At 66.9% G+C, this 13,618-nt stretch carries 14 protein-coding genes and 1 tRNA gene; 11 read left to right on the top strand and 4 right to left on the bottom strand.

The window, feature by feature from the left end; all coding sequences use genetic code 11:
- Positions 1 to 18 precede the first annotated feature (18 nt).
- Positions 19 to 930, top strand: a complete 912-nt coding sequence (locus WAS25_RS10850) for a PfkB family carbohydrate kinase (protein ID WP_422311939.1) — start codon at positions 19 to 21, stop codon at positions 928 to 930.
- Positions 931 to 963: 33 nt separating this feature from the next.
- Positions 964 to 2,136: a LysM peptidoglycan-binding domain-containing protein gene (locus WAS25_RS10845; protein WP_422311937.1), complete on the top strand. Its 1,173-nt coding sequence runs from the start codon at positions 964 to 966 to the stop codon at positions 2,134 to 2,136.
- Positions 2,137 to 2,186: 50 nt separating this feature from the next.
- Here WAS25_RS10845 and WAS25_RS10840 read toward each other — a convergent pair whose 3' ends face one another.
- Positions 2,187 to 2,777 carry a 16S rRNA (guanine(527)-N(7))-methyltransferase RsmG gene (locus WAS25_RS10840; RefSeq protein WP_422311935.1) on the bottom strand — a complete coding sequence of 197 codons (591 nt, stop codon included), beginning with the start codon at positions 2,775 to 2,777 and terminating at the stop codon, positions 2,187 to 2,189.
- Between the two features lie 234 nt (positions 2,778 to 3,011).
- On the opposite strand from WAS25_RS10840, the gene ybeY reads away from it, so the two are divergent.
- From ybeY to WAS25_RS10825, 3 genes are all read left to right on the top strand, one after another.
- Positions 3,012 to 3,746 carry an rRNA maturation RNase YbeY gene (gene ybeY, locus WAS25_RS10835; protein WP_422311933.1) on the top strand — a complete coding sequence of 245 codons (735 nt, stop codon included), beginning with the start codon at positions 3,012 to 3,014 and terminating at the stop codon, positions 3,744 to 3,746.
- 80 nt (positions 3,747 to 3,826) lie between these two features.
- Entirely contained in the window at positions 3,827 to 4,546 is a 720-nt protein-coding gene (locus WAS25_RS10830; RefSeq protein WP_422311930.1) for a tetratricopeptide repeat protein, read from the top strand.
- A 125-nt stretch (positions 4,547 to 4,671) separates the two neighbouring features.
- Entirely contained in the window at positions 4,672 to 5,403 is a 732-nt protein-coding gene (locus WAS25_RS10825) for a YebC/PmpR family DNA-binding transcriptional regulator (RefSeq protein ID WP_422311928.1), read from the top strand.
- A gap of 49 nt (positions 5,404 to 5,452) precedes the next feature.
- On the opposite strand, the gene WAS25_RS10820 is transcribed toward WAS25_RS10825, so the two are convergent.
- Together WAS25_RS10820 and WAS25_RS10815 are read right to left on the bottom strand one after the other, a co-directional pair.
- Positions 5,453 to 7,102 carry a M14 family zinc carboxypeptidase gene (locus tag WAS25_RS10820; RefSeq protein ID WP_422311926.1) on the bottom strand — a complete coding sequence of 550 codons (1,650 nt, stop codon included), beginning with the start codon at positions 7,100 to 7,102 and terminating at the stop codon, positions 5,453 to 5,455.
- Between the two features lie 3 nt (positions 7,103 to 7,105).
- Positions 7,106 to 7,579 carry a hypothetical protein gene (locus WAS25_RS10815; protein WP_422311924.1) on the bottom strand — a complete coding sequence of 158 codons (474 nt, stop codon included), beginning with the start codon at positions 7,577 to 7,579 and terminating at the stop codon, positions 7,106 to 7,108.
- Between the two features lie 66 nt (positions 7,580 to 7,645).
- Between WAS25_RS10815 and WAS25_RS10810 the strand changes: the two genes are divergently transcribed.
- From WAS25_RS10810 to WAS25_RS10795, 4 genes are all read left to right on the top strand, one after another.
- On the top strand, positions 7,646 to 8,611 hold the full coding sequence (locus WAS25_RS10810; protein ID WP_422311922.1) for a Gfo/Idh/MocA family oxidoreductase: 966 nt from the start codon (positions 7,646 to 7,648) through the stop codon (positions 8,609 to 8,611).
- On the top strand, positions 8,608 to 9,564 hold the full coding sequence (locus WAS25_RS10805; protein WP_422311920.1) for a serine hydrolase domain-containing protein: 957 nt from the start codon (positions 8,608 to 8,610) through the stop codon (positions 9,562 to 9,564). Before WAS25_RS10810 ends, WAS25_RS10805 begins: the two co-directional genes overlap by 4 nt.
- On the top strand, positions 9,561 to 11,666 hold the full coding sequence (locus WAS25_RS10800; protein ID WP_422311918.1) for a SpoIID/LytB domain-containing protein: 2,106 nt from the start codon (positions 9,561 to 9,563) through the stop codon (positions 11,664 to 11,666). Before WAS25_RS10805 ends, WAS25_RS10800 begins: the two co-directional genes overlap by 4 nt.
- An 80-nt stretch (positions 11,667 to 11,746) precedes the next feature.
- The gene (locus tag WAS25_RS10795; RefSeq protein ID WP_422311916.1) at positions 11,747 to 12,694 is read left to right on the top strand and encodes a hypothetical protein; all 948 of its coding nucleotides are present in this window, start codon (positions 11,747 to 11,749) and stop codon (positions 12,692 to 12,694) included.
- Here the strand turns inward: WAS25_RS10795 and WAS25_RS10790 are convergent.
- Positions 12,691 to 13,122, bottom strand: coding sequence for a deoxycytidylate deaminase (locus tag WAS25_RS10790; RefSeq protein ID WP_422311914.1), 432 nt, complete (start codon positions 13,120 to 13,122; stop codon positions 12,691 to 12,693). The two genes, WAS25_RS10795 and WAS25_RS10790, sit on opposite strands and share 4 nt — an antisense overlap.
- Positions 13,123 to 13,230: 108 nt before the next feature.
- On the opposite strand from WAS25_RS10790, the gene WAS25_RS10785 reads away from it, so the two are divergent.
- Positions 13,231 to 13,306 (top strand) — tRNA-Arg (locus tag WAS25_RS10785).
- 16 nt (positions 13,307 to 13,322) lie between these two features.
- Positions 13,323 to 13,618 (top strand): TatD family hydrolase (locus tag WAS25_RS10780; protein ID WP_422311912.1); only part of this gene is annotated, 296 nt, incomplete at its 3' end.

The raw sequence follows: 13,618 nt of genomic DNA, 5'->3' as shown, positions 1-13,618 counted from the left end.
TCGCATGGAGCTTTGACGATGAGTCTGCTGGTGGTTGGAAGCGTGGCCTTTGATGACCTGGAAACACCGTTCGGGCAGCGGGAACACGCCCTGGGTGGATCGGCCACCTACTTTTCCCTGAGCGCGAGCAGGTTCCATCCAGTCCGGATCGTGGCCGTGGTGGGCGAGGACTTCGGACCTGACCAGATGCGGGTCTTCGATCGCCGCCCCATCGACCTCGCCGGCCTTTCCCGCGTGAAGGGGCTCAGTTTCCACTGGAAGGGGGCCTACGGCTACGACCTCAACGAAGCCAAGACGATCGCCACCGACCTCAACGTCTTTGCCGATTTCCGGCCTGAGCTGCCCCCCAGTTACCGGGAATCCCAGTATCTCTTCCTGGGAAACATCGATCCGGTGCTCCAATTGGACGTGGTCCGCCAGATGACCGCCCGTCCCAATTGGATTGCCCTGGACACCATGAACTACTGGATCCGGGGGGCACGGCCCGCCCTCGAGGCCGTGCTGAAGGAGGTGGACATCCTCCTGGTCAACGACGCCGAAGTGCGGGAACTGACCCAGGAGCACAGCCTCATCAAGGCCTATCGGAAGATCCAGGCCATGGGCCCCAAGATCCTCGTGGTCAAGCGGGGGGAATATGGGGTGGCCCTGTTCACCCCCTCCGGCATCTTCGCGGCGCCGGCCTACCCGCTGGAGAATGTCTTCGATCCCACTGGCGCGGGGGATACCTTCGCCGGTGGGTTCCTGGGCTACCTCGCCTGGATCGAACGAATTGATGTGACCGCCCTGAAACATGCCGCGCTGGTCGGCTCGGTGATGGCCAGTTTCACGGTGGAGCAGTTCTCGACCGAGCGCCTGGAGCAGATCAGCCAGGACGAAGTTCGCAACCGACTGTCATTATTTTCAGATATGATCCGCGTCGAAGACCTATAATCAGCGCTGTCCAATCCTAACTGGGGGTTCCTGATGCACCAGCCCACTTGCCTGCATGCCGGCCGGATGCGTTCCCTTGCGGTGACGTCCAGCCTTCTCGCGGCCCTTGCGCTCGCGATTCCCGGCCTAAGCGCCCAGGAGGCGGCCCCCGGAGATGCCATCAAGGTCGAGGCCCATGCCTCAAAATGGGATTACCCCAAGGAGCTCAAGGTTCCCGAGGGCTCCAAGACCCACATGGTCCAGAAGGGGGACACCCTCTGGGATCTCGCAGGAAAGTACCTGGGCAATCCCTATGCGTGGCCGCAGATCTGGGAACTGAACCAGTGGATCAAGGATCCCCACTGGATCTACCCCGGCGACCCCCTGATCATCGACCTGGCCCGGGCCGTGGCCACTGCCGGTTCCGTGCCGGATGCTGTCAGCAATCTGCAGCCGGATCAGCGACGAGCGGATCCCAGCGCGGTCCGCCGTCCGGAACTGGGCTTCTCGTTCCAGGACTTCATCCAGCTCCCCTTCGTGACTTCCGAAGGCGCCGAAGCCTACTACAAGGGCCAGGGCGCCTACATCATCACCGCCAACAAGCGGCAGGACCGCCAGTTCCTCGGCGAGGGCGAAGTGGTCTACGTGAACGGTGGCGTCGACCAGGGCCTCAAGGTCGGCGACCGATTCCTGGTCCTCAAGACCGTGGCCCGCAAGCTGATGCATCCCGTCATTCCCAAAAAGAACCTCGGCGACGTCATCAAGCAGGTCGGAGTCGTCCGGGTGATCACCGCCCAGTCGAAGGGCTCCGTTGCCGTGATCGAGCGTTGCCTCGACACCGTTGAGATCGGTGACCGCCTGGTGAAGTTCGTCGAGCCGGCCAACGTTCCACTCCAATTGCGGACCGACACCACCGAGCCCGTCAAGGTCGCACCCAATGCCGGCATCGTCGTCTATTCGCGCGATGCCAAGCTGCATGCCGCCGGCGGGGACATGGTCATCGTCGAAAAGGGCACCAACGATGGCCTCAAGGTGGGCGATGTGCTCCTCGCGGTCAGGGTCCGGAAGTTCCCGGTGGGTTCTGGCGGGGAAAAGACACCCCCCACCGAAACCACGACCCACTACCTTGGGCAGGTCCTCGTGGTCCGGGCGGATGCCCAGACCGTCACCTGCAGGGTGCTTCGCTCCATTGAGGAAATCCTCACCGGGGATACCGTCACTCCCTGAGGCGAACCTTGGCACCTGGAAAGGCCCCCGGCACCGGGGGCCTTTTTGTCCTACCCTTCGTCCGTACTCCGCCGAAGCTCCAACATCACACGCCTCCCCCGGGTCGGCAGGGCGTAGGGATGCGGGATGGCGGTCCAGCCGGCCGGAAGGGGCTCCATCTGCCAGTCAGGCCCCTTCAGGGCGAAGAAGGGGGCTTCGGGGCGCCCATGCCGCTCCCACCAATTCAGCAGGGTGGCCAGCGGAGCTACGGCCTTGGCTGTTCCCCAGTCGGCGTCCAGGGACGGGAGGTCTTCCAGGCGCCCGTGGACTGTCTTCAGGTTGGGCACCGGCAATTCCATGACCACCTGCCTCAGAAACGCCAGCTTCTTGGTCGAAGCGTCCACCCCGATCACCTGCAGGTCGGGGCGGGCCAAGGCCAGCACCACCGCCGGGCAGCCCATGCCTGTCCCGAAATCGACCACCTTGGCACCCGCGGGAAGGAGGGTGAGCGGGGGGAGCAGCACCGCCCCGTCCAGCAGGAGTTCCTCCCGCCGTTCGCCCGGTGGCAGGGCGGTCAGGGCGTGGGTGCGGTTCCACTTGTCCAGCAGCACCAGGAATCGCCCCAGTGGGGCACTGATGACGGAAGGCAGGCGAGGCTCCATCCCCAAAGGATGCCAGGGGTGGGGTCAGAATTTTGTATTTCATTTGAGATGAGCTCTTGTCTTTTATCTACAATATTTTGATGTCCTTTTAAATAGAAATGTCCGCAGCTTTTTTCTAGAATATCCATTGTCAACATCGATCTAATTCCTGCATCTAGAAATGGGGTGTTGACGAAAGCTCCAAATTCATGCATGATGAGAGCCCTTTGTTTGATCCTACGAAAGGAAAAGGCCATGACTCAGATCCGCCCCCCTTTCATGATCGACTGGTCAAGCCGCAGCAAAATGCGCGGACCAGGCGAGCAGTCCCTTGGCAAATTGCTCCATGACCTGCGTGATCGTCTCGCCCCGGAAGCACAGGGGATCTCTCTGACTTATGTCGATGATCGTGGCATGAGAAAACTCAACCGCGAACATCGCGGGAAAAACATGACAACCGACGTGCTCAGCTTCCCGTCCAGTGCGGAAAAAGGTGCATTCCCGCACTTGGGTGACATTGTCATCAGCCTTCCAACCGCCGAGAAGATGGCGAAGAAATTTGGTGTCAGCCGCAGGCGCGAGGTCGAGACACTGGTCATCCACGCCTTCCTGCACCTCTGCGGACACGATCACGAAACGGATCGCGGAGAGATGATGACCCTGCAGGCCCAGCTGGAACGCGAACTCCTCGATGAGGAACCGCTGGCCATGAGCCTGAAGCGGGGCCGGAAACCCGGCAGCAAGGTGAAGAAGCTCAAGGACGGCTCACGGGTGGTGGTGACTGGCAGGGCCGCAGCGGCCCTGGTTCGCCGGGAACGCGTCAAGAAGGACAAGAAGGTCAAGGTCAGGAAGGCCACCAAACCCGTCAAGCTGCCACTGCTCAAGCGCGGACCGGGCCGTCCCAGGAAAGAGGCCGTGGCCCCCCCGGCAGCCAAGCGCCTGGTGCGCAGGCGTCGGCCGAGCCCCTCCCGGAGCGGCGTCATATCCTGAACCTCCGCATGGCAAAGTAGCCCGAAGGCCGATAAAATGGCCCTTTGGCCCGGCTACGGGCCGCGCCATCCGGAGTCTCCGTGATCAACCTTCTGCTCGGCCTGGGCACCGCCCTTGCCGTGATCCTGCTCTCCAGTTTGCTGAGCATCAAGCTGTGGATCAGCCTGCCCATCGGCCTTCTCGCCGGTGCCGGCCTCTTCATCTGGCAGGGGCGCAAGGTGCAGCAGGAACTGGAACAGATCTTCACGCGGGCCGGCGAGTTCTTGAAGAAGCAACAGTTCGAAAAAGCCATCGAGGCCATGCAGGAGGGCTACAAGTTCTCCTCACGGCAGTTCCTGGTCAAGGGCAGCATCGATGGCCAGATCGGCGTGGTGCAGTACCTCCGCAAGAAGAATGAGGAAGCCGAACCCCTGCTGGCTTCGGCCTCCATGCAGCACTACATCGCCAAGGCCATGCTGGGCATCCTCCAGTGGAAGCGCGGCGAGAAGAAGAAGGCCCGCGAGACCTTCGGGCTGGCCCTCAAGACCGGCAAGAAGGAGAGCCTCCTCTATGCCGTCTATGCCTACGTGCTGGTCGAGATGGGCGAGCGGGACAAGGCCATCGAGATCCTCAACCGGGGCCTCGGCGTCTGCAAGGGCGACGAGCGCCTCATCACCAACCGCAACCTGCTTCAGAACGGCAAGGCCCTCAAGATGAAGGTCTACGGCGAGCAGTGGTACCAGTTCCTCCTGGAGCGTCCCATGATCCGCCAGGAGGCCCCTCCCTTCGCCCGGGTGTCGCGGCGGGCGCTGCGAGGTTGAGGCCTGCCTGCGGAATCGCCGCTACGCGTCGATCCCGCAGCATTGAAATGACTTTTTTTAACTTTTCAGCAAACGCAGAGCGGTTGCTGCACGGGACAAAACGAACGATTGAAGGAGTCCACCCCATGTCTGGCCACAGCAAATGGTCCACCATCAAGCACAAGAAGGGCGCCGCCGATGCCAAGCGGGGCAAGGTCTTCACCAAGATCCTCAAGGAGATCACCGTGGCCGCCCGCCTCGGCGGCGGTGACGTGGCCGCCAACCCCCGCCTGAGGTTGGCCGTGGATCAGGCCAAGGGCAGCAACATGCCCAAGGACAACTGGGAGCGCGCCATCAAGAAGGGCACCGGCGAGCTTGAGGGCGTGACCTACGAGGAGGTGATCTACGAGGCCTACGGCCCCGGCGGCGTGGCCATCCTGGTCGAGGCCATGACCGACAACAAAAACCGCACCACCCCCGAGGTCCGGAGCTACTTCACCAAGTTCGGCGGGGAACTGGGCGCCATGGGTTCCGTGGCCTACCTGTTCAGCAAGCAGGGCCAGATTGTCGTGGAACCCGAGGTCTCCGAAGACCAGATCATGGAAGTGGCCCTGGAAGCCGGCGCCGACGATGTGATCAACGAGGGCGAGGCCTGGGTCATCAAGACCAGCCCCGAGTCCTACCAGGCTGTGAAGGATGCCGTGGACGCCGCCAAGCTGCCCGTCATCGAAGCCAAGATCATCATGGAGCCCAGCACCAGCACCGCCCTGGAAGGCGGCAAGCTCGCCAGCTTCCTCAAGCTGGTGGACCTGCTCGAAGACAACGACGACGTGCAGAATGTGTGGCACAACGGCGACTACGAAGAACCTGAGGACTGAGGATTCATCCTCCTTCCAGACTTGCTCGGGGCGCCTTCGGCGCCCCGAGCTATTCCTGCGTCTTAGGCGAAGCCATGGGGGTTCTGGTCACGGCCGCCTCATCTCCACGTCCCACGGCCAGGATGGGAAACCGAGGTGGCTCGCCCCACATCCCGTCGCCGCGGATGAGGGCGCTGTGGAAGGCACCCCAGAACACCAGGCTGTCGGTGCTGCGCGGATCCAGCAGGTAGAAGGCCAGGCGGCCCAGGGGCTGGTCCAGAGGAATGTAGAGGGCGCGTTCTAGGTCCCCAGACGTCCAGGCAAGCTGGAGTTTCTTCAGGGTGGGTTCTGTCTTCCAGGCTCCATGCAGTTCGAGCGTAAAGACCCCCTGGTAGGCCGAGGGCGAGACCTTGCGCCCAGTCTCCTGGAAATGGAGCACGGGCAGATGCTTCGGTCGGGCCGACCCTGGCAGCACCTTGAGGCCATGGGCCTGCAGGGTGGGGAGCACGCCCGCGATGAAGGCCGCATCGATCAGATAGCCTGCTGGGGCCGCCACGAAATCCTGTCCCTCGAAACCCACAAAGCTGGGCAGTTCCAGGCGGGTCCGGCCTTTCTCGCCGGTCAGTCGTCCCTGGTCGTCGCGGATGGGCTCCACCCAATCGAAGGCTGCGCGCTCGACCTGTTTCAGCTTCGCTGAGAGCGGTAGGGAGACGGGACCTTGTTTCCAGGCTCCGTCCCAGCGGGACTGCGCCTGCTGGATCTGGCCACGGATCTCCTCGCGGTGTTCGGCCATCCAGCTCAGGCAGGCCAGAACGAAGCGGCGCGTGTCCGAGATGCGGTCGGGCCAGCTGCGATAGACATAGCTCTCCGAGAGCACCGCCAAGCGGTTGCGCAGGGCCGGGTAGTTCGTGAGCAGGCGGGGGTGGGCGTCGTAGGTCTCCCAGGCCGTGGGTGGTTTCTCCGCCGTCGGCCGGTAGGGCACGAAGTTGCCGTAGTCGTACGTGGGCATGCCTTCGGCCTTCAACCGCTCGCGGACCTCCACCAGCAGCTTCCGGTTGAAGGCCAGCAGCGCCTCGTCCGCGCCCATGGTGCAGGCTGGTCCGTGCGTGAGGTGGAAGCCGTGGGTGCTGCCGTTGGTGGTGTGCAGGTCCATTACCGCCGCGGGGTCGAAGTCGTTGAGCATGGCCAGCAGCCAGCGGGTGTTGGGGGCGCCGGCCTTCATCAGGTCGCGGTTAAGGTCGAGGCCCAGCGCATTCTCCCGTCGGCCCACACCGCTCTCCGTAGGGTTGGGCTGCCAGGGCCGGATGGCTGGATCAAGGGCATCGGTGCCGTCGGCGTTGTAGGCCGGCATGACCACCAGGTCCAGGTTCCGCCGCAGGGCCGGATGCCTCCCCTGCAGCAGCTCGCGCACGACCTGCTGGATGGCCTCCTTGCCCTCCACCTCCCCCGCGTGGATGTTGGCGTTGACGTAGACCCGCAGCGGATCTTTGCCTGATCCCTTCAGGCGCCAGGCCAACAACAGCTTTCCGGTTTCCGTGGCGCGGGGTCCGCCCTTGGGTTGGTAGGGCACAAGACCCGGTGTCTGCTTCCGAAGGGCTTCCATGAACATCCGGACCTCGGCGACGGTGGAAGTCCGCCGATAGTCCGTCCGCTCAGGGGTCGTCTGGGGCCACCCCGCAATGAGCGCACTCCCCGCCAAGGCCAGGGCGAACGTGCGCATGGGTCAGCGGGTCTGAACGGAGACCGTCGCGGTGACGGGCACTTCGGGCCCGCCGTTGGGGGTCTGCTTCAGGAACAGGCCCTTGTTGAAGACCGTGAAGGAAGCGGCCAGGAAGAGGACGACCACCACCAGGGCAGAGCCCCGCTTGCCCTTGGCCAGGGCCTTGGGCGTCATCTCGGAGAGGCCCAGCAGCAGGAAGACCAGGGTCAGCTTGATGTGGAAGTAGGTGCCGGCCTTGAAGGGATTCTGCCCCCCCTGGATCATCAGGACCAGCAGGGCGATGCCGGCAACGAGGGCCAGCCGGAAAGCCCAGGCCACCACCTTGGCCCAGATGGTCGCAGCCAGGCCCTGGATGTCCTCTTTGCCCTCTTCGAACCCGGAGAGCAGGAGGGCCACGATGGCGGCGCCGCCACCCACGGTCAGTGCAACGAAATGCAGCCAGCGGACAAGGTTGACGGCTTCGAGTTTGAGATTCATGGTCGCCTCGTGAGGAAGTCCCCCAGGGTAACAGCCCTGCTAGGCTCGATTGGTCAGGAGGAAGTCATGTCCAAGCTCCGTGTCGCCGTGGTCGGTGTGGGTCATCTGGGCCAGCACCACGCCAGGATCGCCGCTTCGGCGCCGGATGTGGTGCTCACCGCCGTGGTGGACCCTGATCCCATCCGGGGCCCGGAGATCGCCGCCAAGTTCGGCGCCCCCTGGGTGGCCACGCTGGCCGAGGTCCTGGCCGAGGTGGATGCCGTCCAGATCGCCGCGCCCACGGGCTTCCATCACGCCCTCGGCACCCAGGCCCTGAAAGCCGGCAAGCACGTCCTGATGGAGAAGCCCCTGGCCGCCACTCTGGACGAGGGCGTGGCCCTACTGCAGGCCCTTGGCGAGGCCCGCGCCTCCCATCCAGGCCTCGTGGCCCAGGTGGGCCATCTGGAGCGCTTCAACCCCGCCGTGACGGCCCTGCGCGAGCGCGGCTTCAAGCCCCGCTTCCTGGAGGCCGTGCGCGTGTCGCCCTTCCCCGCCCGCAGCCTCGAGGTGGATGTGGTGATGGACGTCATGATCCACGACCTCGACCTGCTCCGGGCCCTGGTGGGCCGCCCCGTGATTGACGTGGAGGCCGTGGGCGTACCCGTGCTCACGCCCTACGCCGACCTGGTGAACGCCCGCCTGAAGTTCGAGGGCGGGGCCTTTGCTACCGTCACCGCCAGCCGCGTGGCCCGCAAGAAGGAGCGGACCCTGCGCGCCTTTGGCGACAAGGAATACGCGAGCCTGGACTTCGCCACCCAGAAGCTCGAGTTGCTGCGTCTCGTCATGGGCCCCGACGGCCCACAGGTGCAGCCCGAGACCGCTGACATCGTGGAAGGCGAGCCCCTGCGCCTGGAGATCGAGGCCTTCCATGCTGCCTGCCTCGGCCGCAGCGAAGAGGGCGTCACCTGGGCCGAAGCCCAGGAGGCCATGGGCGTCGCCGACCAGGTGCAGAAGGCCGTGGCCAGGAGCCTCGCGGAGATGAGCCGGGCGTGACCCGCTTCTACGACCTCGCCTCCCTCACCAAGCCCCTGGTGACGGCCCCCCTGGCGCTGGCCTTCCTGGACCTCGATGCGGACCGCCGGTGGAGGCTTGGTTTTCACGACCGCGACACACCGCTCACCGTGCGGCAGCTGCTATCGCACAGCTCGGGCCTCCCGCCCTGGCGACCCTTCACGGGGGATCCCGTGGCCCAGCAACTGCGCCGCGAGGTGATGGGACACCCCCTGCTCCGCCCCGCCACGCCCGGTCTCGCCACCTACTCGGACCTGAACTACCGCCTGCTCGCCGAGCTGCTGGAGGCCGAGACCGGAGTGCCCTTCGGGAGGATCGGCGCCGCCTCGGGACTCAGTCCGGCCCCTTGGCGCACGCGGCCCACCGAGGTCCCGGATGGTCCCGATGCCGTCGCCTGGCCCCTGGCCACGGAGGTCCCCCTGCCGTCCCGGTCCCCCTGGCTACCTCACGACGCCAATGCCCGGGCCGGGATGCAGGGCCATGCGGGCTTCGGGGCCACCCCCGCCCAGCTGGAAGCCGCTTTGGGCCGGTGGGTGGCCTGCGGCTGGCCGCAGCGCATGGCGGTGGAAACCGCTTCAGGCGAGGAGGGCACCCGCTGGGGCCTGGGCCTGCAGGTGGCGCACACGGGGCCGGGGCGCTTTGGACAGCTGCTGTCCAGGATCCCTCCCGGGATGGGCACTTGCGTGATTGCAGATTCCACTGAGCCGGCACCGCCCCCTGCCCCCGGCCTGGATGCCCACCCCGGAGCCGCTTCAGACTGGTGGTTCCACCTCGGCTTCACCGGTCCTGCGCTGTTCTACCGGCCCTCGGACCGCGCCTGTCTCGGGCTCCTCCTCCATCGCCGGGGACCTGACGGCCTACTGCTCGACGCCGAGTCGCTGCGGGCCCGTCGCTGGGCGGCCCTGGCGCGATTCGTGGGACAATCCGGCGGATGAGGCTCCATTCCGTCCCCGCCCTGGTCCTGACGCTCGTTCCCGCCCTCGCCGCCCAGCCCCCGCTGAAGATCGGCATCGACACCCAGGCCACGGAGTGGATCGTGTCCCTCGAGGGCGGTGGCCAGGTCTGCGACCGCTCTGGCAAACCTTTGCTGAAGCTGGCCCCCGACGAGAAGCTACGCATCTGGTGGGACAGCCGCGGCCTCTCCGATCCCACCACCGAATACCGCATCCAGGTGGGTCGCCCCCACACCAGCGCCGAGGCGGCCGTCCTCATGAAGCGGCTGAAAGAGCTGGGCGAGGCGCCGGACAAGGTGAAGGTGCCGGACGCCGACACCTGGCGCGTGCTCACCGGCCACTTCCGGGAGGCCGGCGAGGCCGAGCCCGTGCTGCAGAAGCTCCAGGACCTCGGCTACGAGGAGCTCTGGGTGGCCTCCGAATCCCGGCCCAGCCAGCCCAGGAAGGGCCGGGCCCTGTATGCCATCACGGACCGCTACGAGCGCCGCTCCCTGCCCCTCGCGGGCGTCTGGCTCAAGCCGGTGGGCGAGTTGACGGCCCTTCAGGGTAAGGGGCGCTACCGGGGCAAGGTCGAGATCCACCCCAATGCCCAGGGCCGCCTGACCGTGGTGAACACCGTGGACCTGGAGACCTACCTGCGTGGCGTGGTCCCCAAGGAGATGGGCGCCTGGGAGTTCCCCTCGCTCGAGGCATTGAAAGCCCAGGCCGTGGCAGCCCGCACCTATGCCGTGGCCAACCGGGGCAAGCGCGCCGCCGACGGCTTCGACATGGGCGATACCGTGGCCGACCAGGTCTATGGCGGACGGGACGGCGAGCAGGCCCTCACAGACCGGGCCATCGCCGAGACCGAGGGCCTCTTCGCCACCTACGGGGGCAAGCCCATCCAGGCCCTGTTCATGGCCAACTGCGGGGGCCACACCACGGATGTGGCCCATGTGTTCGGCGGCGACGCGCCCTACCTCCGCGCCGTGTCCTGCTATCCCACCCGGCCCCTGACCCTGCCCTACGCCTCCGGCGTCCCCGTCACCGCCGAGGGCCAGCAGCCCTGGCTAAGCTGGGAGCTGCTGCGGTTGGCTTCCGTGGCCCTGCCATCGGAGTGGCTGTCCGGCGAACGGCTGGCCAAGGCCGCGACCTTCGAGGACCTGGCCAGCCCAGTCCGGAGCCTCCAGTTGCGGCTGGCCCTCGAGGCCCGCCCCCTGACCCGGGAGGGGCACCTCGTCCTCGCCCTGGCCCGGGCCTTCGGCTTTCAGCGGATCGTCGAGGGCCAGGAACGCCCCCAGGACGCCGCCTACTTCCTGCCGGAGGCCGTGCCCGAGGACCGCCTCCTGGCCGCCTTCCTCACGCGACGGGGCGTCGTTCCCGCTTCGATCTGGAATGGTTCCGAGCCCATCACCCTCCGCCAGGCCCTCCAGATCCTGGGCCGCCTCTGGCAGGAGCTGGAGCCCTTCACGCCCGGCGAGGGCTCCCTGCTCCTGGACCGGCAGGTCCGGCGGAAGCGAGGAGGGCCGGAGCCGCTGGCCCTGGCCCCCACCCTGCTGCTGGCCGAGGAGGGTCCCGACGGCAGCCTGCGCTTGGTGGCCAAGGCCGACATCCAGGTGGGCGACCGCCTCAAGTGGATCCCGGGCGAGGAGGGTCCGGCCCAGGTGCTGGTGCGCCGCCTCGATCCCGACGGTGCGGCCTGGGACCGCTACAACCCCACGGCCCACTGGCGGGTGGAATACACGGAAGCGGAACTGCTGGCCACGGTGCGCAAGCGGGTCAATGTCCCCGGCATCCGCGACCTGAAGGCCGAGCACAATGACCAGGGCCGGGTGCTGGACCTCACCCTGGTGGACACCAAGGGGGCGCCCCACCGGGTCCGCGGCATGCACATCCGGGGTCTGCTGGGTCTCAAGGACAATGTCTTTCGCTGGCTCACGGTCGGCCAGGGGACCAAGCGGCGCTGGATCTTCTACGGCCGGGGCTGGGGCCACGGCCTGGGCATGTGCCAGACCGGCGCCTACGGCATGGCGCTGGAGGGTGCCACCTTCCAGGAGGTCCTCCAGCACTACTACCCGGGCATGCGCCTCCAGCGGGTGGAGTGAAATTAATCGGGTATTTCCCATTCTGGGATTGACGGCAAGGAGGGGACGACCGAGGCTTGGCTTCCCTAGGGAGGCAGGGCATGGCCTTGGATGCATGGATCCTCAGTGCGCCGCTGCGGGTGTTGCGGCAGGAGGACCACCCGTACCGGGAGACCACCCTCGCCACCCTGGGCCGCCACGAACTGGGCCTCTGCCGACGCGCCACGACCTCCGGGCCTGGCTGCGAGCTGTTCCTCGACGGGCGTTCCATCTTCCTGCCGGGGGCGCCGGCCCCGGAGCGGGCCTGGTTCGAGCTGTGCCGGGAACTGGGCTACGAACCGGCCCGCCACTGGGACTGGGACCCGGCCCTCATCCTCTTCCAGCAGGTGGTGCCGGCCTTGGCCTCGGATTGGCACGAGGCGCCCCTGGCCCTGACCAGCCAGGGGGTCCCTGAGGGCGTGCTGAGCCTGGCTGAGCTGCGGCAGACCTTCGCGGAGGCCGTGGCCGCGCTGCGCCGGGAGCTCTCCGGCCCCGTGGGCGCCAAGGTGGTCGAGACCTTCGAGTGGCTCCCCCTGCGGGCCGTGGTCTTCCATGACGACATGCAACTGCCCCTGGACTTCGAGGGCACGGGCCCCGGGGGCCGGGTGTCCCTCTGGCTCGGCATCCACCACGAGCGGCCCGTCATCCTCGAAGGGCAGTCCCCCGCGGCCTCGGGCCGCCGCTGGACCACCGGGAACCTTGAGGCCCGGGATCCCTCCGAGGCCTTCCTCGCCGCCGCCGGCCTCGACCCCGAGCCGCCCAAGGGCTTCGAGGCCACCCTCCAGGCCGCGCTGGACCGCCTGTGCCACTGGATGGAAGCGCCCCTGGATGCCTACCGCCGCACCTACCCCGTGGGCATCTCCTGGCACCACGGACGACGGGAGCGCCTCCTGGGCCGCACCATCGTCGACGTGCGCGCCGGCGACCCGCCCCGCCTCATCCTGGATGACGGCACCGAGGTCGCCATCGATCCAGAGCCCGTGCCCTTCTGGGAGCACGGCGGCATCTAGGCCAGGTCGAGTTGCTCCCAGCGCACGCTGAAGTGGTCGAGGATGCCCTGCCGCTCGGCCCGCTCCTGCTCGGCGATGCTGGTGTAGGGATGGCGGAACACCACCCGCCGCACGCCGCGCCGAACCAGCGCCCGGCAGCAGATGAGGCAGGGCTCGTGGGTGACGTAGGCCGTGGCCACGGCGCCGTCGCAGAAACCTAGAGCGTTCTCCTCGGCGTGGCTGGTGTGGAGGCAGCGCTGGCCGGGCTTGCAGGTGTCCGGTGTGCAGTGCGCCATGCCCGGCAGCGCCCCGTTGAAGCCCGCCGCCGCAACACCGCCGTCCGCCCGGAGCAGGACCGCACCCACCTTCAGCCGACAGCAGGTGCCGAGCCGGCTCAGCTCCAGCGCCATGTTCATGAAGACCTCATCCTTGAGCTGCGAGCGGGACATGGCGACCTCGAAGTGGGGCTCCATCATCGCAAGAAGGCGACCCGGCACGGTGTGCCAAATCGCTCTCGGGAGCCCGGTTGCCGCTAGAATGATGGATGTGCTGCCGCAGGTCCCGTAGCTCAGCGGATAGAGCGACCGCCTCCTAAGCGGTAGGTCGTGGGTTCAATTCCCGCCGGGACCACCAGCCTCCCTCCCCGCCCATGCGCCTCCACTTCGATGCCCACTGCCATCTCCCGGAGGCCAGATCATGGCTTCCGGAGCAGGTGCGCGTGGTCTGCGGTACGTGCGAGGCCGACTGGGAGGCGGTGCTGGCCCATGTAGCCTCTGAGACGCAGGTGATTCCCATGCTGGGCCTGCATCCCTGGTTCGTGGCCGCCGCGCAGCCTGGCTGGGAGGCCCGCCTGGACGCCTTGCTACGGGCGCACCGGGCCGGCGTGGGCGAGTGCGGCCTGGACTTCGCCCGGGAGGCCGCCGACCGGCCGGCCCAGGAGCAGGC

This window comes from Geothrix sp. (assembly GCF_049292215.1).
In the GTDB taxonomy this organism is placed as follows: Bacteria; Acidobacteriota; Holophagae; order Holophagales; family Holophagaceae; genus Geothrix.
This window is presented reverse-complemented; position numbering and strand designations above follow the sequence as displayed.

Coding starts and splice junctions, on each gene's coding strand:
- WAS25_RS10850 (WP_422311939.1), top strand. CDS start 19: ATGAGTCTGCTGGTGGTTGGAAGCGTGGCCTTTGATGACCTGGAAACA.
- WAS25_RS10845 (WP_422311937.1), top strand. CDS start 964: ATGCACCAGCCCACTTGCCTGCATGCCGGCCGGATGCGTTCCCTTGCG.
- WAS25_RS10840 (WP_422311935.1), bottom strand. CDS start 2,777: ATGGAGCCTCGCCTGCCTTCCGTCATCAGTGCCCCACTGGGGCGATTC.
- ybeY (WP_422311933.1), top strand. CDS start 3,012: ATGACTCAGATCCGCCCCCCTTTCATGATCGACTGGTCAAGCCGCAGC.
- WAS25_RS10825 (WP_422311928.1), top strand. CDS start 4,672: ATGTCTGGCCACAGCAAATGGTCCACCATCAAGCACAAGAAGGGCGCC.
- WAS25_RS10820 (WP_422311926.1), bottom strand. CDS start 7,102: ATGCGCACGTTCGCCCTGGCCTTGGCGGGGAGTGCGCTCATTGCGGGG.
- WAS25_RS10815 (WP_422311924.1), bottom strand. CDS start 7,579: ATGAATCTCAAACTCGAAGCCGTCAACCTTGTCCGCTGGCTGCATTTC.
- WAS25_RS10810 (WP_422311922.1), top strand. CDS start 7,646: ATGTCCAAGCTCCGTGTCGCCGTGGTCGGTGTGGGTCATCTGGGCCAG.
- WAS25_RS10800 (WP_422311918.1), top strand. CDS start 9,561: ATGAGGCTCCATTCCGTCCCCGCCCTGGTCCTGACGCTCGTTCCCGCC.
- WAS25_RS10795 (WP_422311916.1), top strand. CDS start 11,747: ATGGCCTTGGATGCATGGATCCTCAGTGCGCCGCTGCGGGTGTTGCGG.
- WAS25_RS10790 (WP_422311914.1), bottom strand. CDS start 13,122: ATGTCCCGCTCGCAGCTCAAGGATGAGGTCTTCATGAACATGGCGCTG.